Here is a 26,325-nt window from a genome sequence, read left to right on the forward strand (position 1 = left end):
ACCGGCCCCGGTCCCTCAGGTGATGTCGTCGTACCCGCTGAGCTGCTTGCGGCCGCCTTCGACCTGCTCCGGCAGCGGGGTACGGCCCGCGGCGACGGGCTCGATCACATGGCCCAGCGGTTCCGGCGTCAGGTCCAGGTGGGACGCCTCGTCCGGGTCCAGCTCGGCGTCGGGGTCCTTGCGCCGGCGGCGCCTGTCGTTCAGCAGCGAGAAGCCCACCGCGACGAAGTACAGGACGGCGATCGGCCCGGCCAGGGCGAGCATGCCGACAGGGTCGGTCGTCGGTGTGATCACGGCGCCGAACACGAAGACGCCCATGATGACGCCGCGCCACCACTTGACCATCGTCCGGCCGGAGAGGACCCCGGTCATGTTGAGCATGATCAGGACCAGCGGCAGCTCGAAGGAGACACCGAAGACGATCACCATGCGCAGCGTGAAGTCGAGGACGTCGTTGAGCTGGAGGATGTTCGCAGATCCCTCGGGCGTGAAGCTGATGAGCACCTTCACGCTGATCGGCAGGATCAGGTACGCGAGGTAGGCGCCGCCCGCGAACAGCGGCACGGCAGCGCCGACGAAGGCGTACGTGTACTTCTTCTCGTTCCGGTGCAGCCCCGGCGCGACGAACGCCCACAGCTGGTACAGCCAGATCGGGCTGGACGCCACGAGACCGACGGTGAGACTCACCTGGATCGTCACGCTGATCGGTGCCATCAACGTCTGGAAGACGACCACCGCGCAGTCGCCCCCGCTGCCGGTGGATCCCTCGGGGCACTTGGGTACCGGCTCCGTGATGAAGCCGAGCAGCTTCTCACTGAAGACGGCAGCCACGACGGTCGCCACGAGAATGGCGGCCACCCCCTTGGCGAGCCGGTTGCGGAGCTCGCGAAGGTGTTCCACGAGGGGCATCCGGCCCTCGGGGTCCTTCTCCGTCTTGCGGGCAGACTTGAGCAACCCACGTCCTCATCTCGTGCGGCAGCAGATCACCGGTCGCGGTGACTGCGGCGGACCTGGGGTCAGCGCTGGGTGTCGGTGGGCTCGGCCACCGGGCGCGAGCTGGTCACGTCGCCGGGCGCGGCCTTGATGGTACGGGGGGCTTCGGTGACCGGTCCGTGGCTCTGCGTGTCCGCGGGGGCCGGCTCGGGGGTGTCGTCCTTCTTCATCGCCTTGGCTTCGCTCTTGAGGATGCGGGCGGACTTGCCCAGCGAACGGGCCATGTCCGGCAGCTTCTTGGCGCCGAACAGCAGGATGATGACCAGAACGATGAGGATGAGTTCGGGGGCACCGAGGTTCATGCTGTTTACCTTCTTCACCGGGGCGACAGGGGGGTCTGGCACTCGACCGGCCGGACAGGTGTCCGGTCGCCGCGCTGTCAGCGATCGTAACCCGGGGGGGTAAACGCGGGGCAATCCCCGCGCGTCGCCCGGGTAGCGGCCCGTCGCCTCGATCCGGGGCCACCGTTCATCGAGCGTACCGCCCGTACGTGAACAGTGGTGGAAGCCTGTACAGGTCGCCGGGCCGCTAGCGGAGGGTCTCGCCGGTCCGCGCCAGGCTCTCCGCGGAGCGCTCCAGGTCCTGCGCCGCCCGGTTGATGCGCTGCGAGCTGTTCTCGACCTGACGGCCGAGCCTGCGCACTTCGGCGAAGACCCTGATCGCCAGGACGCCGAGCACGGCGAGTCCGAGGAATCCGAGGGCGATGGCGAGCATGGGCCAGAACATGGACAGAGCCTAGACGTTTGCGGGGCGGACGGGAGACGGCGGCGTGGTGGGGGCACGACAGGCGTGGTCACGGGCGTGACCGCACCGTCCCCGGGCCCTCAGAGCGCGGAGTGCAGGCGCAGCGTCCGGACGCCGCCGCCGGTGAGCAGTTCCACGATGCGCTCGCCCGCCGGCTTGCGCACAGCGGCTCCGCACTCCGGGCAGGTGAAGGAGTAGAAGGTCGTACGGGGGCTGCCGCCGATGGCCAGCCGCAGCTGCTGCGCGTCCAGCTCGAAGCGGGCACGGCAGTCGGGGCAGCCCGCCTTGAAGAGGACCGCTCCTTGCGGAGCGGCCACACCAGACATCACGGTCATGTCTCCAGCTCTCCTCGTCCGTCGCTCTCTTGTTTCTGTGGCGCTCCTGCACCGGCTCTGCGGCGGGGCTGTCCCGTTTCTGCGGCACGGCTGCCCCGTTTCTGCGGCGCGGCCGTACTCGCTCTACTGGGCGGGCGCGCCCGGACCTCGTGCGTCCGCCGACTCGTAGGCGGCCAGTGCTTCCCGGGCCGCCGTCCGCGCGCTGTCCGCGAGCGCGGACGGGGACACGATCCGGCCGTCCTGGCCCAGCCGCAGCCCGAGCCGCCGCAGCGAGGCCGGGTCGGGGGTGCGCAGCGTCACCCGCAGCCCCCCGTCGGGCAGCTCCTCGGCACTGTCGTGCGGGTAGTACTCGGCGACCCAGCGCCCGCCGGGCCCCACCTCGACGACCACCTCGGGGTCCTCCGCCGCGGGCTGCACGAGGCCCTCGGAGAGGTCCCGCAGCTCGATCTGCGGCGCCTCGGACGGCTCGTCGAGCAGTTTGATCTCGGCGACCCGGTCCAGCCGGAAGGTCCGGCGGGCCTCCGAAAGCCGGCACCACGCCTCCATGTAGGTGTGGCCGACGGCGAACAGCCGGATCGGGTCCACCTCGCGCTCGGTGAGCTCGTCGCGGGCGGGCGAGTAGTAGCGCAGCCACAGCCGGCGCCGCTCGGAGATCGCCCGGTCGACGTCGGCGAAGACCCCGCCCTCGGACTCGAAGGTCACCGAGAGCCGGGAACTGGCTCCGGCCGCCTCACCGGCCGCCGCCTCCAGCTTCGCGGTGGCGCGCAGCAGCGCCTGCCGGTCGCCCTCGCGCAGCCCCGGCAGGGTGGAGACCGCCCGCGCGGCCACCAGCAGCGCGGTCGCCTCGTCCGCGGCGAGCCGCAGCGGGGCGGCCACGTCGTCGGGGTTGTGCCACCAGATCCGCTCGCCGTCGGTGTCGATGTCGAGCAGGTCGCCGCCGCGGAAGCTGGTCCCGCACATCGGCAGCACGTCCAAGTCCGAGATCAGCTCGTCCTGGGTGATGCCGAAGGCCCTCGCCACGTCCTCGATGTGCGCACCGGGCCGCTCCCTCAGATACGTCACCAGCGACAGCATCCGCCGGGTCTGGTCGATCGCGTTCGTCGCCATGTCGGCTCCGCCCCTCAGCCCTTGGCCACGGCGCGCAGCCGGTCCACGACGTCCGCCCGCAGGTCCGCGGGCTCCAGCACCACCACATCGGGACCGAACTCCACCAGCCAGGCGTCCAGCCCGTGCCCGTAGGGGATCGCCAACTCGTCCCAGCCGTCTCCCAGTTCACGCACGGCACTGGCCCGTGCGCGCAGCGGGTACCCGGATCCCGCGCGCAGTTTGATCAGCGCGCTGCGGGTCGCCGTCTCCCCCGCCCAGCTCTCCACGGTTTCCCGTACGGTCACCACATCCGGCACCTCGGCGCGGAAGGCGCCCGCCCGGGAGCGCACCTTCCCGGTGATCCGCGACAGCCGGAACACCCGCTCCGCCTCCCGGTCGCGGTCCCAGCCCGCCAGGTACCAGTGGCCGCGCCAGCACTCCAGCGTCCACGGTTCGACCTGCCGGGTCTCGGGGCGGGCCGCGGTGGCCTTTCGGTAGTCGAAGACGACCGGGCGGCGGTCCCGGCAGGCCAGCATCAGGGGTTCGAAAGCCGCCTCGTGCACCGGAATGCGCGGCTCCAGCGCGCCGTGCTGCGGCCCGTCGTATGGGTTCTCCGCCTCGGGCATCCCGGCGGCGCGCAGTTTCTGCAGTGCGCCGCTGGCCGCTCCGGCGAGGCGGGCCTGCTGCCACACCTTCGCGGCCAGGCCCAGTGCGGCGGCCTCCTCGGCGTCCAGGGTGATGGCGGGCAGCCGGTTGCTGTCGCGGCGGGCCAGGTACCCGGCGTCGCCGTCCAGGTTCTCCACCGTCTCGATGACCAGGCCGAGTTCGCGCAGATCGTCCTTGTCGCGCTCGAACATCCGGTTGAAGGATTCCTCGTTGCCCGCCTCCAGGTAGGCCTCGATCGACTCCTTGAGTTCGCGCTTGCTGAGCGGGCGCCGGGTTCCCAGCAGGCACAGCGCCAGATTCATCAAACGCTCGGCCTTGGCAATCGCCATCGACGCCCTCTCTGAAGTCAAGTGCGCCACGAACCGTCCCGGCGCTACGACCGTCGACCGTACCGCCCCGGGGTGTCGCGGCAAAAGCCGAGGGCCCCCGCCGGTCCGGCAGGGGCCCTCTTCACCGCACGCGGTGTGCGCGTCCGCGCACTCAGACGGACATCAGGTCGCACACAAAGATCAGCGTCTCGCCCGGGGCGATCACCCCGCCGCCGGCGCCGCGGTCGCCGTACGCGAGGTGGGCGGGGATGGTCAGCCGGCGGCGGCCGCCGACCTTCATGCCCTGCACGCCCTGGTCCCAGCCCTTGATGACCTGGCCGGCGCCGAGCTGGAACTCCAGCGGGTTGCCGCGGTTCCACGAGGCGTCGAACTCCTCGCCGGTGGAGAAGGCCACGCCGACGTAGTGGACCTTCACGTAGTCGCCGGCCTTGGCAACGGCGCCGTCGCCCTCCCAGATGTCCTTGATCTCCAGGTCCGTGGGGACGTCGCCCTCGGGGAAGTCGATCTCGGGCTTCTCGATGCTCACTGCTCTGCTCCTACTTCGTACCTGTCGGGACAACCGGGAAAGTTTCGCACGGACCGGGCAGAGCACCGCCGCCGCGCGGAGACGGGCCGCCCCGGACCGGACTGCGCCCGGGGTCAGACGGTGCCGACGATGTCGACGACGAAGACCAGGTTGTTCTTGGCAAGCTCGTTCTGCGGGGTGCCGCCGTAGGCGAGGTCGGACGGAATGCTCAGCAGCACCCGGTCACCGATGTGCTTGCCGACCAGGCCCTTGTCCCAGCCGGGGATGACACCGCCGACACCGATCGGGAACGCGGTGGCGCCGCCGTGGTCCCAGGAGGAGTCGAACTTCTTTCCGTCCTCCCACTTCACGCCGGTGTACTGGGCGACCAGGCCCTCACCGGCCTTCACCTCGGCGCCCGACCCCTTGATCAGCACCTGCTCCTTGAGCTCCTTGGGGGCCTTCTCGCCCTTCGGGATGGTGATCGTCGCGGCCTTCTGGCCCTGCGCCTTCACCTCGGGCATGCCCTTGTCCGAAGCCGCCTGTGCGCCCTTGGACTCGCTCTTCTTGTCGAAGGTCTTGGCGCCGACGATGTCCAGGACCCAGACCAGACCGTCCTCCGGCGCGATCCCCATCTGCGGGTTGAGCTGGCCCACCAGTTCCTTGGCCGCCCCGTCGACCTCGATCCGGCTGCCGACCTTCTTGCCCACCAGCCCCTCCAGCACCTTGGGGGGCAGCTGGTTGGGCTGGGCCATGTCCTGCACGACCTGCGTCCGCGGCGCCTTCGGGTCCGCGCCCTTGGCCTTGGCCCAGGTGGAGCCGAGGTCGGCCCCCTTGGTGGTCTTGCCCGCGACGTCGAGGCGCACGAAGTCCGTCTTCTTGACCTCTGCCCCCGTACCCGTGCTGAGGGTCTTCACCTCCACCTTGCCGGGCGCCTTAGCACCCTTCGTGATCTCGATCTTGGGCTGGTCTCCGAACTTCCCGGACACCTTGGCAATCGCCTCGCTGGACGCGGTCTTGGACCCGTCTTCCTTGGTCTCGCCGCCCCCGCACGCGGCGGTCAGCAGGAGAACGGGCACCGTCAGTGCCGCAGCGGCAATGCGGACAGTCTTCGTGGGGATCATCAGTCCAACTCGCGGTAGGGGGTCCGGGCAGTCCCGCCACTCTACGACCTGGCCCCACCAGCACCACGAGCACCGACACGGCCGTGCGCCGGGGCGGCATCACCCCGGCGCACGGCCACGCACACCTGTTTCCCGCCTTCCGCTACATCCCGGCGATCAGCTTCTCCACCCGGTCGTCCACCGACCGGAACGGGTCCTTGCACAGCACCGTGCGCTGCGCCTGGTCGTTCAGCTTCAGATGCACCCAGTCGACGGTGAAGTCCCGTCGCTGCTCCTGCGCCCGCCGGATGAAGTCGCCGCGCAGCCGCGCCCTGGTGGTCTGCGGGGGCACTGACTTGGCCTCGAAGATCTTCAGGTCGTTGCAGATCCGGGCGGCCTGGCCCTTGCGCTCCAGCAGGTAGTACAGGCCGCGGCGCCGGTGGATGTCGTGGTACGCGAGGTCGATCTGGGCGACCCTCGGGTTCGACATCGTCATGTTGTGCTTTTCCCGGTACCGCTCGATGAGCTTGTACTTCATGACCCAGTCGATCTCGGTGCCGATCCGGTCCAGGTCCTCCGCCTCGATGGCATCCAGGGTCCGGCCCCAGAGCTCCAGCACCTTCGCCACGTTGCCCTCGCGGATCCCGCGGCGGTCCACGAAGTCCACGGCCTTCTCGTAGTACTCGCGCTGCACCTCCAGCGCGGACGCCTCCCGGCCACTGGCGAGGCGCACCTTGCGCTGGCCCGTGATGTCGTGGCTGACCTCGCGGATCGCCCGGATCGGGTTCTCCAGCGTCAGGTCCCGCATCACCGTGCCCGCCTCGATCATGCGCAGCACCAGGTCGGTGGCACCGACCTTGAGCAGCATCGTCGTCTCCGACATGTTCGAGTCGCCGACGATGACGTGCAGACGGCGGTAGCGCTCGGCGTCCGCGTGCGGCTCGTCACGGGTGTTGATGATCGGCCGGGAGCGGGTCGTCGCGGAACTGACGCCCTCCCAGATGTGCTCGGCGCGCTGGCTCACGCAGTACACCGCACCGCGCGGCGTCTGCAGCACCTTGCCGGCACCGCAGATCAGCTGACGCGTCACCAGGAACGGAATGAGGATGTCCGCGAGCCGGGAGAACTCTCCGTGCCGTGCCACCAGGAAATTCTCGTGGCAGCCGTAGGAGTTCCCGGCGGAATCGGTGTTGTTCTTGAACAGGTAGACGTCGCCCGCGATTCCCTCCTCGTGCAGGCGGCGTTCGGCGTCGACGAGCAGGCCCTCGAGAATGCGCTCGCCGGCCTTGTCGTGGGTGACCAGCTCGGTCAGGTTGTCGCACTCGGGAGTTGCGTATTCCGGATGCGATCCCACGTCGAGGTAGAGGCGGGCGCCGTTCCGCAGGAAGACGTTGCTGCTGCGGCCCCATGACACAACACGGCGGAAGAGGTAGCGCGCCACTTCGTCAGGAGACAGTCGGCGCTGTCCCCTGAACGTGCACGTGACGCCGTACTCGTTCTCCAGCCCGAAAATGCGGCGGTCCATGTCTGAACATTACGCCTGATGGCCTGAGCTGAAACCGGGTTCGGCCTCACCGATTCGATCATTTTCAAAAGCCCCGCCCATGTTTACTCCGCGCCCGGTAACCGGAGGAACCGTCAGCACCCGGCGCGTCGCCAGCAGAACCAGCAGCGCCAGCACGCCGCCGACAGCCGCCACCGCGAAACTCGCCGAGGTCCCCCCGAGTTCGACCGCGGGCCCCGCGGCACCCGTACCGACCGCGGACCCCACGCCGAACGTCGTCACCAGCCAGGAGAACGCCTCCGTGACGGTCCCGCGCGGCGCGTGCCGGTCCACCACGATGAACGCGCACGCCAGCGCCGGCGCCAGGAACACGCCCGCCACCGCCGAGAGCACCGTCATCGCGACGATCCCCGGCGTCAGCATCAGCGGCAGATAGCCCGCCGCCAGCAGCGCCACGATCACCAGCAGCCGCGGCTCGGGAGCACCCGCCCACTGCCGCGCCCCGTACAGCAGACCGCCCACCAGCGCGCCCAGCCCGAGCGCCGCCATCAGCACCCCGTACACCCAGGTCCTGCCGTGGTCGTCGCCGTACGCGACCCCGGCGACGGTGATCGAACCGAGCGCCGTGCCGACGAAGAAGAACGACCCGAGGAGCGCCAGCAGCCCCGGCGAGCGCAGCGCCCCCAGCCAGTGCGCCTCGCGCGGCGCGGACCGCCAGTCCCGCGAGGGCCGGGAGACGACGACCGACAGCGCCCCCAGGACTCCGACCGCGTTGATGACCAGCAGGGCGGCCGCCGGTGACCGGAGCGAGACGAGCAGCGTGACCAGGAGCGGGCCCACCGTGAACATGATCTCCTGGGCGACCGCGTCCATCGCGTACGCCCGGTGCACCTTGTCCTCCTGCCCCAGCACGCTCGGCCACAGGGCCCGCAGCCCGCCCTCCAGCGGCGGCGTGAACAGACCGGCCACCGCCACCGCGGCGTACGTCAGGACCAGCGGGTCGAGGCCGCTCAGGCAGAGCGCCAGCATGCCCAGCGCCGACACCAGCGCGGCCGGGAGCTGCACCTTCGGCTGCCCGTGCAGGTCCACCGCCCGTCCCAGCAGCGGCTGCCCGACGGCGTTGGCCACCCCGTACACCGCGGCCAGCACCCCGCCCAGGGTGTAGCTCCCGCCCTCGGCCCGGGTGAACAGCATGATGGCGATCGGCGCCGTCGCGTTGGGCAGCCGTCCCACCAGGGTCCCGGCCAGCAGCCGCGCGGCGTGCCGCGTCCGGAGCAGTTCGCCATATCCCGCGGCCATCTCGTCCCGCCCTTCTCCCCCGAACGCTCCCGCGCACACCGAGGTTTTACGTATAACTACCGGCGTCATACGTACCATGACCACGGACCGCAGGTCCATCCCACGCTCCGCAGGTCCGCCCCACGGCCCGCGTCCCCCACCCTCGGAGACCCCCGGTGACCCACCCGGCCCAGCCCCCCCGCACCGCCCCCACCAGCCGGGACGTCGCCCGGGCCGCCGGTGTCTCGCAGGCCACCGTGTCCCTCGTCCTCGGCGACAAGTGGCGCGGCCGGGTCTCCGAACGGACCGCCGACCTCGTCCGCGCCACCGCCGGGGACCTCGGCTACCGCCCCAACCAGGCCGCCCGCACCCTGCGCTCGGGGCGCACCCGCACCGCCCTCCTCGTCGTCCCCGCCCTCACCAACGAGTTCTTCGCCCGCGTCTACACCGGAGCCGCCAGGACCGCCGCCGAACACGGCTTCGGAGTGGTCCTCTACCCCTCACCCGACGGCGTCGGACCCGCCAGGGACCCGTTCGACTCCGCCCGCACCGCCCTCGACGGCGTCATCGCCTCCTCCATGGCCACCGGCGCACTCGGCGCCCTGCGCGGCGCGGGACTCCCCCTCGTCATGCTCGACAGCGACCCCGCCGACCCCGAGGGCGACGCCGCCGCCCACGTCAACCTCGCCATCGCCGACGGCATGCGGCAGGTCGTCCGCCACCTCCTGGAACTCGGCCACCGCCGCTTCGTCCACCTGGCCTCCGCGGTGGACTCCTGGACCTTCGAGGTTCGCGCCCACGCGCTCGCCGACACCCTGCACGACACCCCCGACGCCACCGTGCGCACCGTGCGCTCGGCCCTGGACGTGCACAGCGCCCGCGCCGCCACCACCCTGGCGCTCCAGCCACCGGCCGCCCGCCCCACCGCCCTGATCTGCGACGACGACATCCTGGCCGCCGGAGCCTGCAAGGCCCTGCGCCGCCTGGGGCTCGCCGTGCCCGAGGACGCCTCCGTGACCGGCTTCGACGACCTCGCCCTCGCCACCGCCGTCGACCCCGAACTCACCACGGTCCGCCTCCCGGCCGAACAGGTCGGCAGACGCGGCATGGAGGCCCTCCTCGCCGTGCTCGACGGGCGCACCCCGGAATCCGGGGACCTCGCCGTCGAACTCGTCGTCCGCGGCTCCACCGCCCCCGCCCCCTGAACACACCCGAGGCGGCCTCTTCCGGACGGACACCCCGGACCCGCCCACCCCGCGCGCCCTGAACGCACGGGTGGCCCCGGACCGCCACAGCGGTCAGGGGCCACCCGGGGGGCACACGGATCCCTACTCCTCCTCGGTGTCCGAAGGCACCTCGGTCGGCGCCGACGCGTCGCCGTCGGCCTCCAGCAGGCGGGTCAGCTGCCGCCCCACGATCCGCTTGAACTTCCGCTGCTGCGGCCGCGTACGGTCCAGCACGGCCACTTCCAGCCGCTCCGCCGGAATCTCCCGCTCCGTACCGTTGGTGTCCCGCGACAACGCCTGTACGGCCAGCTTCAGCGCCTCCGCCAGACTCATGTCGTCACGGTGCCGCTGGTCCAGGTAACTGCTGATCTGCTCGGCGTTGCCGCCGACCGCGACCGAACCGTGCTCATCGACGATCGACCCGTCGTGCGGCAGGCGGTAGATCTGGTCGCCCTCCGGCTCGGCACCGACCTCGGCGACCACGAGCTCGACCTCGTACGGCTTCTCCGCGTTGCTGGAGAAGATCGAGCCGAGCGTCTGGGCATAGACGTTCGCCAGTCCGCGCGCCGTCACGTCGTCGCGGTCGTAGGTGTACCCGCGCATGTCGGCATAGCGCACGCCGCCGATCCGCAGGTTCTCGTACTCGTTGTACTTGCCGGCGGCGGCGAAACCGATCCGGTCGTAGATTTCGCTGAACTTGTGCAACGCACGGGACGGGTTCTCGCCGACGAAGACAATGCCGTCGGCAAACTGCAGCACAACCAGGCTGCGTCCACGGGCAATGCCCTTCCGCGCGTATTCCGCCCGGTCGGCCATGGCCTGCTGGGGTGAGACATAGAACGGCGTCGACACCGGCTATCCGTCCCTTTCTGTCAGAGGCAAAAACTTCGAAGAGACCGAAAGACGGTCCACGGGGGCGCTCACGGCCGCACGCACCTACAGCAGCGCGGCCCGCGGCCCGTCCGGCTGCTCCATCCGCTTCGCCAGAATCGTCCGCGCCAGCTCGGCGGACTCCTCGTCGGTCAGCCGCCGGAAACCGTCCTCCGTGATGACCGTGACGATCGGATAGATCCGCCGCGCCATGTCGGGGCCCCCGGTCGCCGAGTCGTCGTCGGCGGCGTCGTACAGCGCCTGGATGACCAGCGTCGTGGTCTCCTGCTCGGACAGGTCCTTCCGGTACAGCTTCTTCATCGAACCGCGCGCGAACACCGAGCCCGAACCGGTCGCCGCGAACCCGAGCTCCTCGGAGCGTCCGCCGGTGACGTCGTACGAGAAGATCCGGCCCTTCTCGCGGTCGAGGTCGTACCCCGCGAACAACGGCACAACTGCCAAGCCCTGCATGGCCATTGCGAGATTCGACCGGATCATGGTCGACAGCCGGTTCGCCTTGCCCTCCAGGGAGAGCTGCGCCCCTTCCACCTTCTCGAAGTGCTCCAGCTCCAGCTGGAAGAGCTTCACCATCTCCACGGCCAGACCGGCCGTGCCGGCGATCCCGACGGCCGAGTACTCGTCGGCCGGGAACACCTTCTCGATGTCGCGCTGCGCGATCATGTTCCCCATGGTCGCCCGGCGGTCACCGGCGAGCACGACGCCCCCGGGGAACGCGGCGGCCACGATGGTCGTCCCGTGCGGTGCCTCGATGACGCCCTGCGTGGGCGGCAGCACCCGGTTGCCGGGCAGCATCTCGGGCGAGTGCTCGCCGAGAAAGTCCATGAACGACGAGGAGCCCGGCGTCAGGAAGGCAGCCGGTAGACGCCCGGTGCTACGAGTGTTGGCTTCCACGCGTTTCCCTCCAGATATGCGATGGCCCGACGCATGGTGTCGGGATCGTCACCCAACTGCCCAAGGGCCGCATTGCAGTTGAAGCACAGTACGCCCCGGACCTTACCCGTTTCGTGGCAGTGATCCACATGTACCGCTGCGGCCTTCAGGCAGATTGTGCATACGCCACCTTGGGAGAGGACCATCTCGTCCCGCTCAGCTTCGGTGATGCCGTACTGGCGCTTCAGGTGGCCCGCCCGACTCTGCACGACTCGGCACGCCTTGCAGCGCGTGGAAAGGCCGTCGGAAGCACTGGAGTTACGGTGCCACTCACTGTGCGGCTTGATTTCCCCGCAGGTCCGGCAGAGTTTGTGCCCCGGAGGCGCGTCAACCTTGTCCCGCACCGACTTCCCCAGCGCCTCCTGGCGACGCCGGTAATACATGGCCCCGTACTCCGCCACGCATTCCCGGCACCGCACCTGGAGGCCGTCCGCCCGATTCCGATCGAACGCAAAGGAATCGCAGGGCAATTCCTTCTTACACCCGGAGCAGATTTTCCCATTCACCAAATCGGACATATACTCTATTGTCCGCCTTTTTGCACGAATGAGCGCACGAACTCCTCGGCATTTTCCTCGAGTACGTCGTCGATTTCGTCCAATACCGAATCCACGTCGTCCGACAGCTTTTCCTGCCGCTCCTTGAGGTCCTCCGAAGCCTGCGCGTCCTGCGTCTGCTCCTCGGTCTCCTCGGTGGAACGCGTGGCCTTCTGCTGTCCGCCGCCGGTGTCCTTGGTCGCCATCTCTACCTCACCCCGCTCGGTTCGATGTCCTTGGTCCTTGATCAGACCCTACTAGCGGGGTCCGACACCCGCCTCGTACTTGATGAAGCCGCAGGTACCACCTGGATGATTCCCACCGGCAGCCCTTTTCAGCCGCGATCAGCCGCCCGAGAGCACCCGGACCAGCTCGTCCGCCGTACGGCAGCGGTCGAGCAGCTCCTTGACGTGGTTCCTGGTGCCCCGCAGCGGCTCCAGGGTGGGCACCCGCTGGAGCGAGTCCCGGCCCGGCAGGTCGAAGATCACCGAGTCCCAGGAGGCCGCCGCGACGTCGTCCGCGTACTGCTCCAGGCAGCGGCCCCGGAAATAGGCCCTGGTGTCCTCGGGGGGCTTGTTCTCGGCCCGCTCCACCGCGCTCTCGTCCAGCAGGCGCTTCATCCTCCCCCTGGCCGCCAGCCGGTTGTAGAGACCCTTGTCGGGGCGTACGTCGGCGTACTGGAGGTCGACCAGGTGGAGCCTGGGGGCGTCCCAGTCGAGCCCGTCGCGCCGCCGGTAGCCCTCCAGGAGCTCCCGCTTGGCGATCCAGTCCAGTTCCCCGGCCAGGCTCATCGGGTCGTTCTCCAGGCGGTTCAGCACGTCCTCCCACCGGGTGAGGACGTCCTTGGTCTGGTCGTCCGCGTCCGCCCCGAACCGCTCCTCGACGTACTTCCTGGCGAGCTCGAAGTACTCCATCTGGAGCTGGACCGCGGTCAGTGAGCGTCCGCTGCGCAGCGTGATCAGGTGCTGGAGCGTGGGGTCGTGGGAGACCTGGTGCAGGGTGCGCACCGGCTGGTCCACGGCCAGGTCGACGTTGATGAAGCCGTCCTCGATCATCGACAGCACGAGGGCCGTCGTGCCGAGCTTGAGGTAGGTGGAGATCTCCGAGAGGTTGGCGTCACCGATGATGACGTGCAGCCGGCGGTACTTCTCCGCGTCGGAGTGCGGCTCGTCGCGGGTGTTGATGATGGGCCGCTTGAGGGTGGTTTCCAGGCCTACCTCGACCTCGAAGTAGTCGGCGCGCTGGCTGATCTGGAAGCCGTGCTCGTGCCCGTCCTGGCCGATTCCTACACGTCCGGCCCCGGTGATGACCTGGCGGGAGACGAAGAACGGGGTGAGGTGGCGCACGATGTCCGAGAAGGGGGTCTCCCGCTTCATCAGGTAGTTCTCGTGCGTGCCGTAGGAGGCGCCCTTGTTGTCGGTGTTGTTCTTGTAGAGCAGGATCGGCTGCGCCCCGGGCACCTGCGCGGCGCGCTCGGCGGCCTCGGCCATGATGCGCTCGCCGGCCTTGTCCCACAGCACGGCGTCGAGCGGGTTGGTGATCTCCGGTGAGCTGTACTCGGGGTGTGCGTGGTCGACGTACAGCCGTGCGCCGTTGGTGAGGATGACGTTGGCCAGGCCGATGTCCTCGTCGGTGAGCTGGCTGGAGTCGGCGACTTCGCGGGCGAGGTCGAAGCCTCGCGCGTCCCGCAGCGGGTTCTCTTCCTCGAAGTCCCAGCGGGCGCGGCGCGCCCGGTGCATCGCCGCCGCGTAGGCGTTGACGATCTGGGACGAGGTGAGCATGGCATTGGCGTTCGGGTGGCCGGGGACGGAGATTCCGTATTCCGTCTCGATGCCCATTACTCGCCGTACGGTCATGCGGCCCTCCTTGCCCGGCGCCGCCCCCGTCCTGGGGCGGCGCTCAAGTACCGCTGGTTCTGGGGTGCGTGTGCGGTGCCCGTCCCCGCACTGTGCGACCGGCGGTGGCGGTACGGAAGAGCCTAGAACGCCTTTGCGCTGGTGGGGAGATCAAATCCGTCATTGCTCTGTTGTGTGCCGAAGTCCCGCCCTATTGGCTGGAAGATGCGGGGAAACGGACCGGCTGCGGATACCCGCGGGGGTATCCGCAGCCGGTCTGCGCATTACAGGTACTGGCCTGTGTTCGCCACCGTGTCGATGGAGCGTCCGGTGTCCGCGCCCTGCTTTCCGGTGACGAGCGTGCGGATGAAGACGATCCGCTCGCCCTTCTTGCCGGAGATGCGGGCCCAGTCGTCCGGGTTGGTGGTGTTGGGCAGGTCCTCGTTCTCCTTGAACTCGTCCACGCAGGCCTGGAGGAGGTGTGCGACCCTCAGGCCCTTCTGGTTCTGGTCGAGGAAGGCCTTGATGGCCATTTTCTTGGCCCGGTCGACGATGTTCTGGATCATCGCGCCGGAGTTGAAGTCCTTGAAATACAGGACTTCCTTGTCACCGTTGGCGTACGTGACCTCCAGGAAGCGGTTCTCCTCGGATTCCGCGTACATCTGCTCGACGACGGTCTGGATCATGCCGTGCACCGCGGCGTCCTTGGAGCCGGTGTGCTCGGCGAGGTCGTCGGAGTGCAGGGGCAGGGTGGCCTTGAGGTACTTCGCGAAGATGTCCTTGGCCGCTTCGGCGTCCGGACGCTCGATCTTGATCTTCACGTCGAGCCGGCCGGGGCGCAGGATCGCCGGGTCGATCATGTCCTCGCGGTTGGAGGCGCCGATGACGATGACGTTCTCCAGGCCCTCCACGCCGTCGATCTCGGCGAGCAGCTGCGGGACGATGGTGTTCTCCACGTCCGAGCTGACACCGGATCCACGGGTGCGGAAGAGCGATTCCATCTCGTCGAAGAAGACGATGACGGGGGTGCCCTCGCTCGCCTTCTCCCTGGCCCGCTGGAAGACCAGGCGGATGTGGCGCTCGGTCTCGCCGACGTACTTGTTGAGGAGCTCGGGGCCCTTGATGTTGAGGAAGTAGGACTTCCCCTGGGGCTGGCCGGTGACCTCGGCGACCTTCTTGGCAAGGGAGTTGGCGACGGCCTTGGCGATGAGCGTCTTGCCGCAGCCGGGCGGGCCGTAGAGCAGGATGCCCTTCGGCGGCCGCAGTTCGTGCTCCTTGAAGAGGTCGGGGTAGAGGTAGGGCAGTTCGACCGCGTCGCGGATCAGCTCGATCTGGTTGCCCAGGCCGCCGATCTTGTCGTAGTCGACGTCCGGGACCTCTTCGAGGACGAGCTCCTCGACCTCGCTCTTCGGGATGACTTCGTAGACGTAGCCGGACCTGGGCTCCAGCAGCAGGGCGTCGCCGGGGCGGATGGTGATGTCCAGCAGCGGCTCGGCGAGCCTGACCACCCGTTCCTCGTCGGTGTGCCCGACCACCAGGGCCCGCTCGCCGTCCTCGAGGATCTCCTTGAGGGTGACGATGTCCCCTGCGCGCTCGTACTCCATGGCCTCGACCACGTTGAGCGCTTCGTTGAGCATGACTTCCTGGCCGCGCCGGAGCTCTTCGAGCTCGACGCCGGGGCTGACGTTGACCCGGAGTTTCCTTCCTCCGGTGAAGATGTCGGCCGTGCCGTCCTCATTGGCCTCCAGGAACACACCGAAGCCGGCCGGCGGCTGTGCGAGCCGGTCCACTTCTTCCTTGAGGGCCACGATCTGGTCGCGGGCCTCGCGGAGTGTGTTGGCGAGCCGCTCGTTCTGTGCGGACACGCCTGCCAGGTTGGTCTGCAGCTCGACGATCCGCTCTTCGAGAATCCTCGTGTGCCGCGGAGAGTCGGCGAGCTTGCGTCGCAGGACGGCGATTTCCTGCTCTAGATAGGCAACCTGTCCGGCGGGGTCCTCGGACCCTCGCGCGGGCCGGATGCCGCGGTTGATGTCGTCGTCGTGGGCTGCCACGGTCCTCACCTCCTCCAAGGGGAGCTGGACGCTTCCTGACCCTACCTGGGTAGGTGTTGATTAAAACCCCTAGATCACAAAGACGATCGAGGAGTGTCCGATCTTCACCCTTGCGTACTCCCTCACAGAGGGGGGATACCCACCCAGCAACATCGGAAAGCGGGCGGTTGTATCGTCGAAGTGTTCAACACCCGTCAGGGCTGGCTTCAATTGGTGCATACCGCGCAGGGAACGGCAGGAGATATGACCGTGCAGGAGAAGGCTCCCACCGCAGACGGTGCCCAGGTCGGGGACCCTCTTGAGGTGTGGATCGACCAGGACCTCTGCACCGGCGACGGGATCTGCGCGCAGTACGCGCCGGAGGTCTTCGAGCTCGACATCGACGGGCTGGCGTATGTGAAGAGCGGCGACGACGAGCTGCTCCAGGCCCCCGGTGCCACTACGCCGGTGCCGTTGCCGCTGTTGCAGGACGTGGTGGACTCGGCGAAGGAGTGCCCGGGCGACTGCATTCATGTACGTCGCGTTTCGGACAGGGTCGAGGTGTTCGGGCCGGACGCCGGGTAGGCCAGGTCGCGCAGGAGGTGCGGGTCCCGCGGTGTCAGACGCTGCGGGGCCCGGTGGTGGCGGAGCGGGTGAACTTCCCGTTCCGCCACTGCCATTTGGTCTTGCTGGTCTTGTCGGGGCAGCAGCGGGCGACCGCGTCGGAGGAGTAGCCGAGGAGGGTCGCGGTGACGCTGCCCCGGGTGACGGTGAGGTCGGTGACGTTCTGCTCCTCGCCGGGTTCCAGCAGGGTGGCGACGACGCGGCCGGCTCCGGTGAGGACGTAGAGCGCGCTCGGCGGGGTGCCGATGCCCCAGTCGCAGCGGACCGCGGCGACGGTCTCGGGGTGGCCGTCGCCGTCCAGGTCGCCGGTGGCCTGCCGGAGCAGAACGGTCTTGCCGCTGCGGCATTCCAGCGGGTACGCGGCCGTCTTCGCGTCCGGGGCGGGGAGGGCCGGGGCCGCGCCTGCGGCGGTCCTGGCGGACGGGGGTGTCTGGGTGGCGGTGGCCGCCGGGGGCTGGAGCAGGGCGGCGCCCGCTACGACGGCGGCCGTCGCGGTGGCGGTGACCAGCCAGTGCACCGCGCGGGGCCGGGTGTGTGCGGGGGCCTGGGGCGCGGAGCTCTGCACGTGGAGTGTCTCCTGTGGGGCTGTGCCGGGAGGGACACCGGCGACGGGAGGATGGCGAGCATCGTGCCACATCAGGGTGGTGGGGCGGAACGCCGGGGTGGACGGCGCCGGGCAAAGACTTCGTACACGGGCGGACGGCCTGCGCGGGGTGGTGCCGGGCGGGCGGTGCCCGCCGGGGGCGACCGCCCGGCGGGGACGCGCTCTGTACGGGGCGGGCCCTGTACGGATCCGGGCGCGGGACCCGCGCCCGGGACCGGGACAACGTGAAGGCGCCGCCGTCCAGTTCTCGTGTCGGTCCGGGAACTGGACGGCGGCGCCGGTCTGTTGGGGCGGTGCGGCCGGGCTCAGCCCTGGCTGTTGCCGCGCTCCTTGTTGGGGCCCTCGTAGTCGTCGCCGTAGGCACCCTTGGAGGGACGGCGGCGGCGCATCGGGGGCTCGACGCCGTCGGCGAGACGGCGGGCGGTGACCAGGAAGCCGGTGTGGCCGATCATCCGGTGGTCCGGACGGACCGCCAGGCCCTCGACGTGCCAGTTGCGGACCATCGACTCCCACGGCTGGGGCTCGGCGAAGCAGCCGATCTCGCGGATGGACTCGACGGTCCTGGCGAGCTGCGTGGTGGTGGCGACGTACGCGCACATGATGCCGCCGGGGACGAGCGCCTTGGAGACGGCCTCCAGGGTCTCCCAGGGGGCGAGCATGTCCAGGACGACACGGTCGACCTCGGTGTCGGACAGGTTGTCCTGGAGGTCGCCGACAGTGAGGGTCCACGCGGGGTGGGGGCCGCCGAAGTAACGCTCGACGTTGCCCTTGGCGATCTCGGCGAAGTCCTCGCGGCGCTCGTAGGAGTGCAGCATCCCGTGGTCGCCGATGGCGCGCAGCAGGAAGGCGCTCAGTGCACCGGAGCCCACTCCCGCCTCGACGACGCGGGCGCCGGCGAAGATGTCGGCGAAGGCCAGGATCTGCCCCGCGTCCTTGGGGTAGACCACGGCTGCGCCGCGGGGCATGGACAGGACGTAGTCGGGGAGCAGGGGGCGGAGCGCCAGGTAGGCGACGTTCCCCGTGGTACGGACAACACTGCCCTCGGACGCCCCGATCAGCTCGTCGTGCGAGAAGGCACCCTTGTGGGTGTGGAACTGCTTCCCGGCTTCGAGCGTGAACGTGTAGTGGCGGCCCTTGGGGTCAGTCAGCTGGACCTGGTCCCCGACCTTGAAGGGCCCGCGTCGGCGGGCGGCACCGGTCGGTTCGGACATGTGACCAGCCTACCGGCTGTTTGAGTGCTCCCCTGCCGCGGTCCGGCCCGGCCAGGCCCGCCGCGGGGCCGGCCGGGTCACTGCTGGGGGCGGGCCATCGCCTTGACGAAGGCGCGCTCGACGTCGGCGGTGGACAGTACGCCGTAGATCTCGCCGTTCTCCTCGATCACCAGGTACTCGGTGGCGGGGGCCGCGCGGAGCCGGTCGAGGAGGGCTTCGCCGGCGAGTCCGGCGGGGATGCGCATGTCGTCGGTGAGGTCCGCGGCGAGGCCGCTGACGGCGACCCACGGGCGGCGGTGCTCGGGAACGCCCACGATGGCGGCTTCCCGGACCACGGCGGTGGGGTCGCCGTGGCCGTCGACGACGACGAGGGCGCGGGCGCCCGCCTCGTTCGCCCGGCGCAGTGCCTCGGAGAGCGGGGTGGCCGGTTCGACGGGGACCGCGCGGCGGGTGAGGGTGCGGGCGCGCAGGTCGGGGAGGTGCTGGCGCAGCCGGGCCATCCGCAGGCTGTTTCCGGCGCCGGTCCAGATGATGGCGGCGAGGATCGCGGCGAGGAGTGCGTCCAGCACGGTGTCCATGCCGGTGATGTCCTCGGTGGCGTTGCCGAGGGCGCCGGTGTGGGTGAGCAGGGGCAGTCCGATGAGGACGGCGACGGCGAGCGCGCGGCCGATCCAGGCCGCGGCGACGGTGCCGGTCATGGGATTGCCGGTGATCTTCCAGATGACGGCGCGGAGCATCCGGCCGCCGTCCAGGGGCAGCCCGGGGAGCAGGTTGAAGGCGGCGACGATCAGGTTGGAGATCATCAGGCCGGCGAGCAGGACGCCGGGGACGGTGCCCGCTTCGACGAGGCCCATGGCGAGGTAGAAGAGCCCGCCGAGGACCAGCGAGAGGAGGGGGCCGACGAAGGCGAGGACGAATTCGCGGCCCGGGGTCTCGGTCTCCTTCTCGATCTCGGAGACGCCGCCGAAGAACTGGAGCTGGATGCGCCGTACGGGGAGCTTGAAGCGGAGGGCGGCGACCGTGTGGGCGAGCTCGTGGACGAGCACGGAGGCGTAGAAGGCGACGGCGAAGAAGAGCGAGACGAGGTAGCGGGCGGCTCCGAGCTCGGGCAGCACGAGATCGAGCTGGCCGCCGAAGACCCAGGTGATGAGTGCGGCGACGAGGAACCAGCTGGGCGCGACGTACACGGGCACGCCGAAGGGGCGGCCCATGAGCAGGCCGCCGCCGGCACCGTCCGGGGTCCGGTCGCGGTCCGGGTCGGTGGTGGTGCTGCCGTCCGGGCCGGACCGGGGCCGCTCGCCTTCGCCCTTCTTCCTGTCGGCGCTGCGCTCGTCGCTCTCGTCCACGGGGTCCCTTCGTTGTGTCACGCCGGTGTCGCCCTGATGCCGTTGTGCGGGGCAATGCCCTGATCATGCAGTGCGGGAGGGTCTGCCGTCGATGGTAGGGGGGCGTTGTCAGTGGCGGGCCGTAGGGTCTGAGTCATGGATACGAGTACCGGTACGGCGGACGGGGCGCGACGGCCCACGGGGCTGTCACCCTCCCGAGCGAGCGACTTCATGCAGTGTCCGCTGCTGTACCGGTTCCGCGTGATCGACAAGCTGCCGGAGAAGCCCAGTGAGGCTGCTACCCGGGGGACGCTGGTGCACGCCGTGCTGGAGCGTCTGTTCGACGATCCGGCGGTGGAGCGGACGGTGCCGAAGGCGCGGGGGATGGTGCCGGGTCAGTGGGACCGGCTGCTGGAGTCGAAGCCGGAGCTGTCCGGGCTGTTCGCGGACGACGCCGGGGGCGAGCGGCTGACGCGGTGGCTGGGGCAGGCGGAGGACCTGGTCGAGAAGTGGTTCTCGCTGGAGGACCCCACCCGTCTTGAGCCGGCCGACCGCGAGCTGTTCGTGGAGACGGAGCTGGAGTCGGGTCTGCGGCTTCGCGGGGTGATCGACCGGGTGGACGTGGCGCCGACGGGCGAGGTGCGGATCGTCGACTACAAGACGGGGAAGGCGCCGCGGCCGGAGTACGCGGAGGGCGCGCTGTTCCAGATGAAGTTCTACGCGCTGGTGATCTGGCGGTGGAAGCGGATCGTGCCGCGCAGGCTGCAGCTGGTGTACCTGGGCAGTGGCGATGTGATGACGTACGACCCGGACGAGGCGGACCTGGAGCGGATGGAGCGCAAGCTCCACGCGCTGTGGGAGGCGATCGAGGAGGCCACGGAGACGGGCGAGTGGCGGCCGCGGCCCACGAAGCTGTGCGGGTGGTGCGATCACCGGGCGGTCTGTCCCGAGTTCGGCGGGACTCCCCCGGTGTATCCGCTGGAGGTGCGGCCCCGGGCGGCAGCGGAGTAGCGCGGCACGGGTGCGGGGGTGCGGCGGCGGGGTGGGCCGGCGGGGGCCCGGGCCCGGCGGGGGCGCGCCCGGCACGCGGGGAGACGGGCAGGGCAGAATGGGGCTCGTCTAGGGAAGAGGAGTTCACGTGGCTATCCGCGTCCTGCTGGTGGACGACCAGCCGCTGCTGCGCACCGGGTTCCGGATGATTCTGGAGGCCGAGCAGGACCTCGCGGTCGTCGGTGAGGCCGGGGACGGTCTGCAGGCGCTCGATCAGGTGCGGGCGTTGCAGCCCGATGTGGTGTTGATGGACATCCGGATGCCGCGGATGGACGGTGTCGAGGCGACCCGGCAGATCACGGGTCCCGGACGGGACGGGCCGGCGAAGGTGCTGGTGCTGACCACGTTCGATCTGGATGAGTACGTGGTGGAGGCGCTGCGTGCGGGGGCAAGTGGTTTCCTGTTGAAGGACGCGCCCGCGCACGAGCTGGTGCAGGCGATCCGGGTGGTGGCGGCGGGCGAGGCGATGCTCGCCCCGAGCATCACGCGCCGGCTGCTCGACAAGTACGCGGATCATCTGCCGTCCGGTGAGGACGAGGTGCCGGACACTCTGCACACGCTGACCGAGCGTGAGGTGGAGGTGCTGAAGCTGGTGGCACGCGGGCTGTCGAACGCGGAGATCGCCGCCGATCTGTTCGTGAGCGAGACCACGGTGAAGACGCACGTGGGTCATGTGCTGACGAAGCTGGGGCTGCGCGACCGGGTGCAGGCCGCGGTGTACGCGTACGAGAGCGGTCTGGTGAGGCCGGGCGCCCAGTAGCGCCCGTCTGCCCGATGCGCGGGGGACGCGCGGGGCGTGCGGTGCACACGAGGAGGGCCCCACCGGCATTCATCCGGTGGGGCCCTCCTCGTGTGCACACCGTGTGCGGGCTGCTGTCCGTGCGGCGCGTGCGGGTTTGCGCCCGTGCGCCGTGTGCGGCTGCTGCCCGTGCCGCGCCCCGCGTGCGGGTTGCTGTCCGTGCGGCGCGAGCGGCCCCGGTCAGTTCTTGCTGATCTCCCAGAAGCGGAAGACCGTCGACGGGTCGAGGGTCCATTCCAGGCCCGCGATGTCCTGGTGGGCGACGGCGTACTGCTTGCCCTGCCACAAGGGGAGGAACGGTACGTCCTCGGCGACGATGTTCTGGAGGCGGCCGAAGTCCTCGGCAGTGTTGCCGCGCTCGGTGACGCCCGCCGTGCGCGGGAGGATCCGCGCGGTGATTTCGGCGTTCTCGTACCCGTTGGCCAGGACGTTGCCCTTGCCGAAGAACGGCTGGGTGAAGTTGTCCGGGTCCGGGTAGTCCGGGATCCAGCCCTTGACGTAGACGCCGTACTTGCCGGCGGCGATGTCCTTCTCGTACTGCTTCTGCTCGACCGACTTGACGTCGGCCGTGAACAGACCGCTGCGGTTGAGCTGCTGGGCGAGGGCCTTGAACTCCTCGACGGTGGCCGGCCCGTAACGTTCGGGCGTGGCCCAGAGGGTGAGCTTGACCTTGCCCTTGACGCCGGCCTCGTGCAGGGCCTGGCGGGCCTTCTCCGGCTGGGGGCTGCCCCCGTACTTGTTGAAGAAGGCGGTGTTGTGACCGGCGATGCCCGCGGGGATGACCGAGTACAGCGGGGTGGCGGTGGACCGGTAGACCTCGCGGACGAGGGCTTCGCGGTCGACGAGGTAGGCGATGGCGCGGCGGACGCCGCGGTTTCCGGCGACCGGGTCCTTCACGTTGAAGACCAGGTGGTGGACCTCGGCGCTGCTGCCTTCGACGGGGGCGACGGGCTTGTCGCCGCTGAGGGCCGCCGTCTCGGCGTCGGCGATCTCCTTGGCGGCCAGGCCTCGGTAGGCGAGGTCGACGTCGCCCCGCTGGAGGGACTCCCCCAGCGCCTTCTGGTCGCCGTGGAAGAGCTTCAGGGTCACACCGGTGTTCTTGATCTTCGCGGTGCCCTGGTAGCGGTCGTTGACGGCGAAGGCGGCCTTCTCCTTGCCGAAGGAGTCCAGCCGGTAGGGGCCCGAGCCGACGGCCTTGCCGTCGGTGCGCAGCTTGTCCGCCGGGTACTCCCGGTGGTCGACGATCGAGCCGGCTCCGGAGGCGATCTTGCTGGGGAAGGTGGCGTCGGGCACCTTGAGGTGGAAGACGACGTGCCGGTCGTCGGGGGTCTCGATGGACTTGATCGACGAGAGCATCACGGCGGGGCCGGCCGGATCGTTGATCCGCAGGGTGCGCTCGAAGGAGTACTTCACGTCCTTGGAGGTCAGCGCGTGCCCGTTGCTGAAGGCGAGGCCGTCGCGCAGGGTGCAGCGGTAGACGGTGCTGCCCTGGTCGAACGCGCAGCTCTCGGCGGCGTCCGGTTCGGGCTGGGAGCCGCTCTTGGGGAAGGCCATCAGCGACTGGAAGACGTTGTTGAACAGCAGCCAGGAGCCCGGATCGTAGCCGGAGGCGGGGTCCGTGGACTTGATCTCGTCGGACATGCCCATGGTGACCGGTCGGCCGGTTCCCGCGGTGGGCTGGGCCCCGCTGCTGCCGGCGTTGCCGCAGCCGACGAGGAGGCCTGCCGAGAGACCGGCCGCGAGGGGGGCGGTCAGCCATGGCTTACGTATCTGCACCGTGCGATTCACACTTTCGGAGGGTTGTACGTCGTACGTCGGAGGGTCCGGTGGCGTCAGACGCCGCGGCCGAGCTCCCAGAGCTGGAGGTCGGCGGCGAAGTTGACCGCCCATTCGGTGCCGGTGATGTCGCTGCGGGCGGCGAGGTACTGCTTGCCCTGCCAGAGCGGGAGGAACGGGACGTCCTCGGCGACGATGTCCTGGATCTTCTCAAAGGTCGGCACGGCCGAGCCGCGCTGGGCCTCACGCCGCGACTGCGGGATGAGGGTGCCGCGGATCTGCTCGTTCGCGTACGGGCTGTTGAGGAAGTTGTCCTTGTCGAGGAACGGGGCGACGTAGTTGTCGCCGTCCGTGAAGTCGGGGAACCAGCCCATGCCGTAGACGGCGTAGTCGCCGGCCTTCTGCCTGGTGGAGAACTCGCTCCACTCGGTGCCCTTGAGGGTGACGTCGAAGAGCCCCGAGGCGTTCAGCTGCTTCTGCAGGGACTCGAACTCCTTCTTCGTGACGGAGCCGTAGTGGTCGGTCGTGTAGTTGAGCGTCAGCTTCATCGGGGTGGTGACACCGGCGCCGCGCAGGAGGTTCTTGGCCTTCACCGGGTTCGGCGCGGGGTACTTGTTGAAGAAGGAGTTCTTGTGGCCGGTGATGGTCGTGGGGACCAGGGAGTACAGGGGTTCGGCGGTGGAGCCGTAGACCTCGCTGGTGAGCTTGGTGCGGTCGACGACCGCGGCCATGGCCTGGCGTACGGCCTTGTTCTTCACGGCCGGGTCGGAAGTGTCGAAGCCGAGGTAGCGGATCTCCAGACCGGGCAGTTCGACGAGCTTGACGTCCTTGTCCTGGCTCGTGGACATGCGGTTGATCTGCTCGGGCGACAGGGTGCGGGAGGCCATGTCGATCTCGCCGTCGCGCAGGGCCTTCTCCATGCTCTCGGAGTCGGCGAAGGAGCGGATCTCGACCTTGTCGTTCTGGAGCTTGATGTCGCCCTTGTAGTGCGGGTTCTTGGTGAAGACCGCCTTCGTGGCGCTCTTGCCCCTGGTCTCCACGTGCACGGTGTAGGGCCCCGAGCCGTTGACCTCGAAGCCCGCGCGCACCTTGTCGGGGGCGTAGGCCGCGTCGTCCACGATGGACGCGGCGGGGGTGGCGAGCTTGTACGGGAAGGTGGCGTCCGAGGTCTTGAGGTGGAAGACCACCTCGTGGTCACCCTTGGCCTCGACGGTGTCGATGTTGGACAGGAGGCCGACGGGGCCGTTCTCGTCCTTGATCCGCAGTACCCGCTCGACGGAGAACTTGACGTCGGTGGCGTTCAGGGCCTTGCCGTCGGAGAACTTCAGTCCGCCGCGGAGCTTGCACCGGTAGCTGGTGTTCTGCGTGTCGGTGAAGCCGCACTGCTCGGCGGCCTCGGGCACCGGTACACCGCCGCCGCGCGGCACGCGCAACAGGGTCTGCAGGGAGTGCCGCAGGATGTTCCAGGTGCCGACGTCGTAGGAGTACGCCGGATCGAAGGGGGCCGGGCCGCTCTCGGTCGCGACGAACTGGTCCGTGGTGCCCACGACAATGGGCTTGCCGGCCCCGTCCCCGCTGCCGGCCTCTCCGCCGCACCCGGCGAGCACCGGTGCGAGCAGGCAGACGGCTGCGGGCAGCACCCATGTCTTGCGGTTCATCCTGGACGTTCTCCCTCAACCGGCGCTGCGGTGCAGCCTTGGTGCGAACACTTCGCCGTTATCCGCCAGTTGGGGATGAGCAGATCGGGCCGGTTACCGAACCGCAGAGGGGTCCGGCGAAGTTCTCGCGTTGAGATTAGTGGGATTACGTGCGGGTGTCCGACCGCAGTCCCCGCCCGGTCCGGTGCATCGGCGGGGGGAATTTTTCGTACACCTCTTCATCAATCAGGACACAAGGTCACCCGAAAAGCCCCATCGGCCAGGCATCTCACTCCCTGGACAGACATGGGCGCCCCCACCCCGTGACCAAGCTCACTCCGTGAATACATTTACGGAGCTGCGAATTCCCCATAGAGATCTCACGCATTACACACGGCCCGATGCCCTGCGTTTCCTTCCTTTCGGAAAGCCACGCAGGGTGTCCGTATCAGTGCATTCCCGTGATGAGCTTGCGAAGAAATGCGAGATCGACTTCTTCGAGCGATCCGACGACCACGCGGCCCTGTGCGGGGGCGATCGGTGCCACGGACGGGACGGCCACCACCCGGCAGCCCGCCGCCTCGGCCGCCGCCACTCCGGTCGCGGTGTCCTCGATCACCGCGCACTGCTGCGGGTCCGCGCCGAACCTGGCCGCGGCGTGCAGATACGGGTCGGGGTGCGGCTTGGTGCGGGCGACCTCGTCGCCCGCGACGGTGAAGTCGAAGGTGCCGGGCCCGAACGATTCGAGGACGCGGTCGATGATCCGCCGGTGCGAGGCCGAGACGAGCGCCGTCGGGATGTCGTACGTGCGCAGTTCCGCCAGCAGCCGCTGCGCTCCGGGCATCAGCGGCACGCCGCGCCCGATGCGTTCCTCGAAGCGGTCGTTGAGCAGGACGGTCAGCTCCGGCAGGGCGATGTCGGCGCCGGTGGACTCGATGAGGAACCCGGCACTGCGGGTCATCGGCCCGCCGACGACCACTTCCCGCCAGGATTCGTCGAGCCGGTGCCCGAGGTCGGCGAAGACATCCCTCTCGGCGTCCCACCAGAACCCCTCGGTGTCGACGAGCGTGCCGTCCATGTCGAGGAGGACCGCCTGGAGTGCGGCACCCTCCGCCGACGGGGTCTCCCCCGCTCGAACGGCCTGCAGAGCCTGTGGCTGGGTACCGCGTGCGGGGACCGTGCTTGTCATCCGGGCACACCTCCTGGAGGGACGAGAAGGCCGGGGGGCCCGCCAACCGCGAGGGCCGCCGGCCGGGACAGGGGCGTCCAGTGTAAGTCGGGCCCGGTGTACACGCGTTCCCGGTTTTA

At 69.5% G+C, this 26,325-nt stretch carries 26 protein-coding genes; 4 read left to right on the forward strand and 22 right to left on the reverse strand.

Annotated elements, in window-relative coordinates:
- Window positions 1–15 precede the first annotated feature (15 nt).
- The 10 genes from tatC to ACFWVV_RS25750 all read right to left on the reverse strand — a co-directional run bounded on the left by tatC (window position 16) and on the right by ACFWVV_RS25750 (window position 8,564).
- The gene (gene tatC, locus ACFWVV_RS25705) at window positions 16–909 is read right to left on the reverse strand and encodes a twin-arginine translocase subunit TatC (protein WP_384358210.1); all 894 of its coding nucleotides are present in this window, start codon (window positions 907–909) and stop codon (window positions 16–18) included.
- 107 nt (window positions 910–1,016) lie between these two features.
- Complete coding sequence (gene tatA, locus ACFWVV_RS25710) at window positions 1,017–1,295, reverse strand: Sec-independent protein translocase subunit TatA (protein ID WP_384358166.1); 279 nt, start codon at window positions 1,293–1,295, stop codon at window positions 1,017–1,019.
- A gap of 226 nt (window positions 1,296–1,521) precedes the next feature.
- Complete coding sequence (locus ACFWVV_RS25715; protein WP_384358168.1) at window positions 1,522–1,719, reverse strand: hypothetical protein; 198 nt, start codon at window positions 1,717–1,719, stop codon at window positions 1,522–1,524.
- 98 nt (window positions 1,720–1,817) lie between these two features.
- Window positions 1,818–2,072, reverse strand: a complete 255-nt coding sequence (locus tag ACFWVV_RS25720; RefSeq protein WP_384358170.1) for a hypothetical protein — start codon at window positions 2,070–2,072, stop codon at window positions 1,818–1,820.
- Between the two features lie 123 nt (window positions 2,073–2,195).
- Window positions 2,196–3,179, reverse strand: coding sequence for a helix-turn-helix transcriptional regulator (locus ACFWVV_RS25725; protein WP_384358172.1), 984 nt, complete (start codon window positions 3,177–3,179; stop codon window positions 2,196–2,198).
- A gap of 14 nt (window positions 3,180–3,193) precedes the next feature.
- Entirely contained in the window at window positions 3,194–4,153 is a 960-nt protein-coding gene (locus ACFWVV_RS25730) for a helix-turn-helix transcriptional regulator (protein ID WP_384358174.1), read from the reverse strand.
- A 151-nt stretch (window positions 4,154–4,304) separates the two neighbouring features.
- Window positions 4,305–4,679, reverse strand: a complete 375-nt coding sequence (locus ACFWVV_RS25735) for an FKBP-type peptidyl-prolyl cis-trans isomerase (RefSeq protein ID WP_384358176.1) — start codon at window positions 4,677–4,679, stop codon at window positions 4,305–4,307.
- A 113-nt stretch (window positions 4,680–4,792) separates the two neighbouring features.
- Window positions 4,793–5,782, reverse strand: coding sequence for an FKBP-type peptidyl-prolyl cis-trans isomerase (locus ACFWVV_RS25740; RefSeq protein WP_384358178.1), 990 nt, complete (start codon window positions 5,780–5,782; stop codon window positions 4,793–4,795).
- 142 nt (window positions 5,783–5,924) lie between these two features.
- On the reverse strand, window positions 5,925–7,286 hold the full coding sequence (gene pafA / locus ACFWVV_RS25745; RefSeq protein WP_384358180.1) for a Pup--protein ligase: 1,362 nt from the start codon (window positions 7,284–7,286) through the stop codon (window positions 5,925–5,927).
- A 9-nt stretch (window positions 7,287–7,295) separates the two neighbouring features.
- Window positions 7,296–8,564: an MFS transporter gene (locus ACFWVV_RS25750; RefSeq protein WP_384358182.1), complete on the reverse strand. Its 1,269-nt coding sequence runs from the start codon at window positions 8,562–8,564 to the stop codon at window positions 7,296–7,298.
- Between the two features lie 155 nt (window positions 8,565–8,719).
- Here ACFWVV_RS25750 and ACFWVV_RS25755 point away from each other — a divergent pair, with 155 nt between their 5' ends.
- The gene (locus ACFWVV_RS25755) at window positions 8,720–9,748 is read left to right on the forward strand and encodes a LacI family DNA-binding transcriptional regulator (RefSeq protein WP_384358184.1); all 1,029 of its coding nucleotides are present in this window, start codon (window positions 8,720–8,722) and stop codon (window positions 9,746–9,748) included.
- A gap of 123 nt (window positions 9,749–9,871) precedes the next feature.
- Here the strand turns inward: ACFWVV_RS25755 and prcA are convergent, their stop codons facing one another.
- From prcA to arc, 6 genes are all read right to left on the reverse strand, one after another.
- Window positions 9,872–10,621, reverse strand: coding sequence for a proteasome subunit alpha (gene prcA / locus ACFWVV_RS25760; RefSeq protein ID WP_384358186.1), 750 nt, complete (start codon window positions 10,619–10,621; stop codon window positions 9,872–9,874).
- 84 nt (window positions 10,622–10,705) lie between these two features.
- Window positions 10,706–11,551: a proteasome subunit beta gene (prcB, locus tag ACFWVV_RS25765; protein ID WP_384358188.1), complete on the reverse strand. Its 846-nt coding sequence runs from the start codon at window positions 11,549–11,551 to the stop codon at window positions 10,706–10,708.
- Window positions 11,503–12,108 (reverse strand): endonuclease VII domain-containing protein, encoded by a 606-nt coding sequence (locus ACFWVV_RS25770; RefSeq protein ID WP_384358190.1) that lies wholly within the window; start codon window positions 12,106–12,108, stop codon window positions 11,503–11,505. The genes prcB and ACFWVV_RS25770 overlap by 49 nt, the downstream gene beginning before the upstream one ends.
- Window positions 12,109–12,113: 5 nt before the next feature.
- Window positions 12,114–12,332: a ubiquitin-like protein Pup gene (locus tag ACFWVV_RS25775; RefSeq protein WP_384358192.1), complete on the reverse strand. Its 219-nt coding sequence runs from the start codon at window positions 12,330–12,332 to the stop codon at window positions 12,114–12,116.
- A 138-nt stretch (window positions 12,333–12,470) separates the two neighbouring features.
- Window positions 12,471–13,982, reverse strand: a complete 1,512-nt coding sequence (dop, locus tag ACFWVV_RS25780; RefSeq protein WP_384358194.1) for a depupylase/deamidase Dop — start codon at window positions 13,980–13,982, stop codon at window positions 12,471–12,473.
- A gap of 263 nt (window positions 13,983–14,245) precedes the next feature.
- Window positions 14,246–16,012 (reverse strand): proteasome ATPase, encoded by a 1,767-nt coding sequence (gene arc / locus ACFWVV_RS25785; RefSeq protein ID WP_384358196.1) that lies wholly within the window; start codon window positions 16,010–16,012, stop codon window positions 14,246–14,248.
- Between the two features lie 243 nt (window positions 16,013–16,255).
- Between arc and ACFWVV_RS25790 the strand changes: the two genes are divergently transcribed.
- Entirely contained in the window at window positions 16,256–16,576 is a 321-nt protein-coding gene (locus ACFWVV_RS25790; RefSeq protein WP_384358198.1) for a ferredoxin, read from the forward strand.
- Between the two features lie 34 nt (window positions 16,577–16,610).
- On the opposite strand, the gene ACFWVV_RS25795 is transcribed toward ACFWVV_RS25790, so the two are convergent.
- From ACFWVV_RS25795 to ACFWVV_RS25805, 3 genes are all read right to left on the reverse strand, one after another.
- Entirely contained in the window at window positions 16,611–17,180 is a 570-nt protein-coding gene (locus tag ACFWVV_RS25795) for a hypothetical protein (protein ID WP_384358200.1), read from the reverse strand.
- 344 nt (window positions 17,181–17,524) lie between these two features.
- Window positions 17,525–18,430 (reverse strand): tRNA (adenine-N1)-methyltransferase, encoded by a 906-nt coding sequence (locus ACFWVV_RS25800; RefSeq protein ID WP_384358202.1) that lies wholly within the window; start codon window positions 18,428–18,430, stop codon window positions 17,525–17,527.
- 77 nt (window positions 18,431–18,507) lie between these two features.
- Complete coding sequence (locus tag ACFWVV_RS25805; protein WP_384358204.1) at window positions 18,508–19,797, reverse strand: site-2 protease family protein; 1,290 nt, start codon at window positions 19,795–19,797, stop codon at window positions 18,508–18,510.
- A gap of 114 nt (window positions 19,798–19,911) precedes the next feature.
- Here ACFWVV_RS25805 and ACFWVV_RS25810 point away from each other — a divergent pair, with 114 nt between their 5' ends.
- A complete protein-coding gene (locus tag ACFWVV_RS25810) occupies window positions 19,912–20,766 on the forward strand; it encodes a RecB family exonuclease (RefSeq protein WP_384358206.1) in 855 nt (284 codons plus the stop codon).
- 127 nt (window positions 20,767–20,893) lie between these two features.
- On the forward strand, window positions 20,894–21,565 hold the full coding sequence (locus ACFWVV_RS25815) for a response regulator (protein ID WP_384358208.1): 672 nt from the start codon (window positions 20,894–20,896) through the stop codon (window positions 21,563–21,565).
- A gap of 219 nt (window positions 21,566–21,784) precedes the next feature.
- Here the strand turns inward: ACFWVV_RS25815 and ACFWVV_RS25820 are convergent, their stop codons facing one another.
- The 3 genes from ACFWVV_RS25820 to ACFWVV_RS25830 all read right to left on the reverse strand — a co-directional run bounded on the left by ACFWVV_RS25820 (window position 21,785) and on the right by ACFWVV_RS25830 (window position 26,206).
- On the reverse strand, window positions 21,785–23,380 hold the full coding sequence (locus ACFWVV_RS25820) for an ABC transporter substrate-binding protein (protein WP_384359108.1): 1,596 nt from the start codon (window positions 23,378–23,380) through the stop codon (window positions 21,785–21,787).
- A gap of 56 nt (window positions 23,381–23,436) precedes the next feature.
- Window positions 23,437–25,038, reverse strand: a complete 1,602-nt coding sequence (locus tag ACFWVV_RS25825) for an ABC transporter substrate-binding protein (protein ID WP_384359106.1) — start codon at window positions 25,036–25,038, stop codon at window positions 23,437–23,439.
- A gap of 427 nt (window positions 25,039–25,465) precedes the next feature.
- Window positions 25,466–26,206, reverse strand: a complete 741-nt coding sequence (locus tag ACFWVV_RS25830; RefSeq protein WP_384359104.1) for an HAD family hydrolase — start codon at window positions 26,204–26,206, stop codon at window positions 25,466–25,468.
- Window positions 26,207–26,325: the final 119 nt, after the last annotated feature.

Origin of the sequence: Streptomyces sp. NPDC058663 (assembly GCF_042716745.1) — a bacterium.
Taxonomy (GTDB): domain Bacteria; phylum Actinomycetota; class Actinomycetes; order Streptomycetales; family Streptomycetaceae; genus Streptomyces.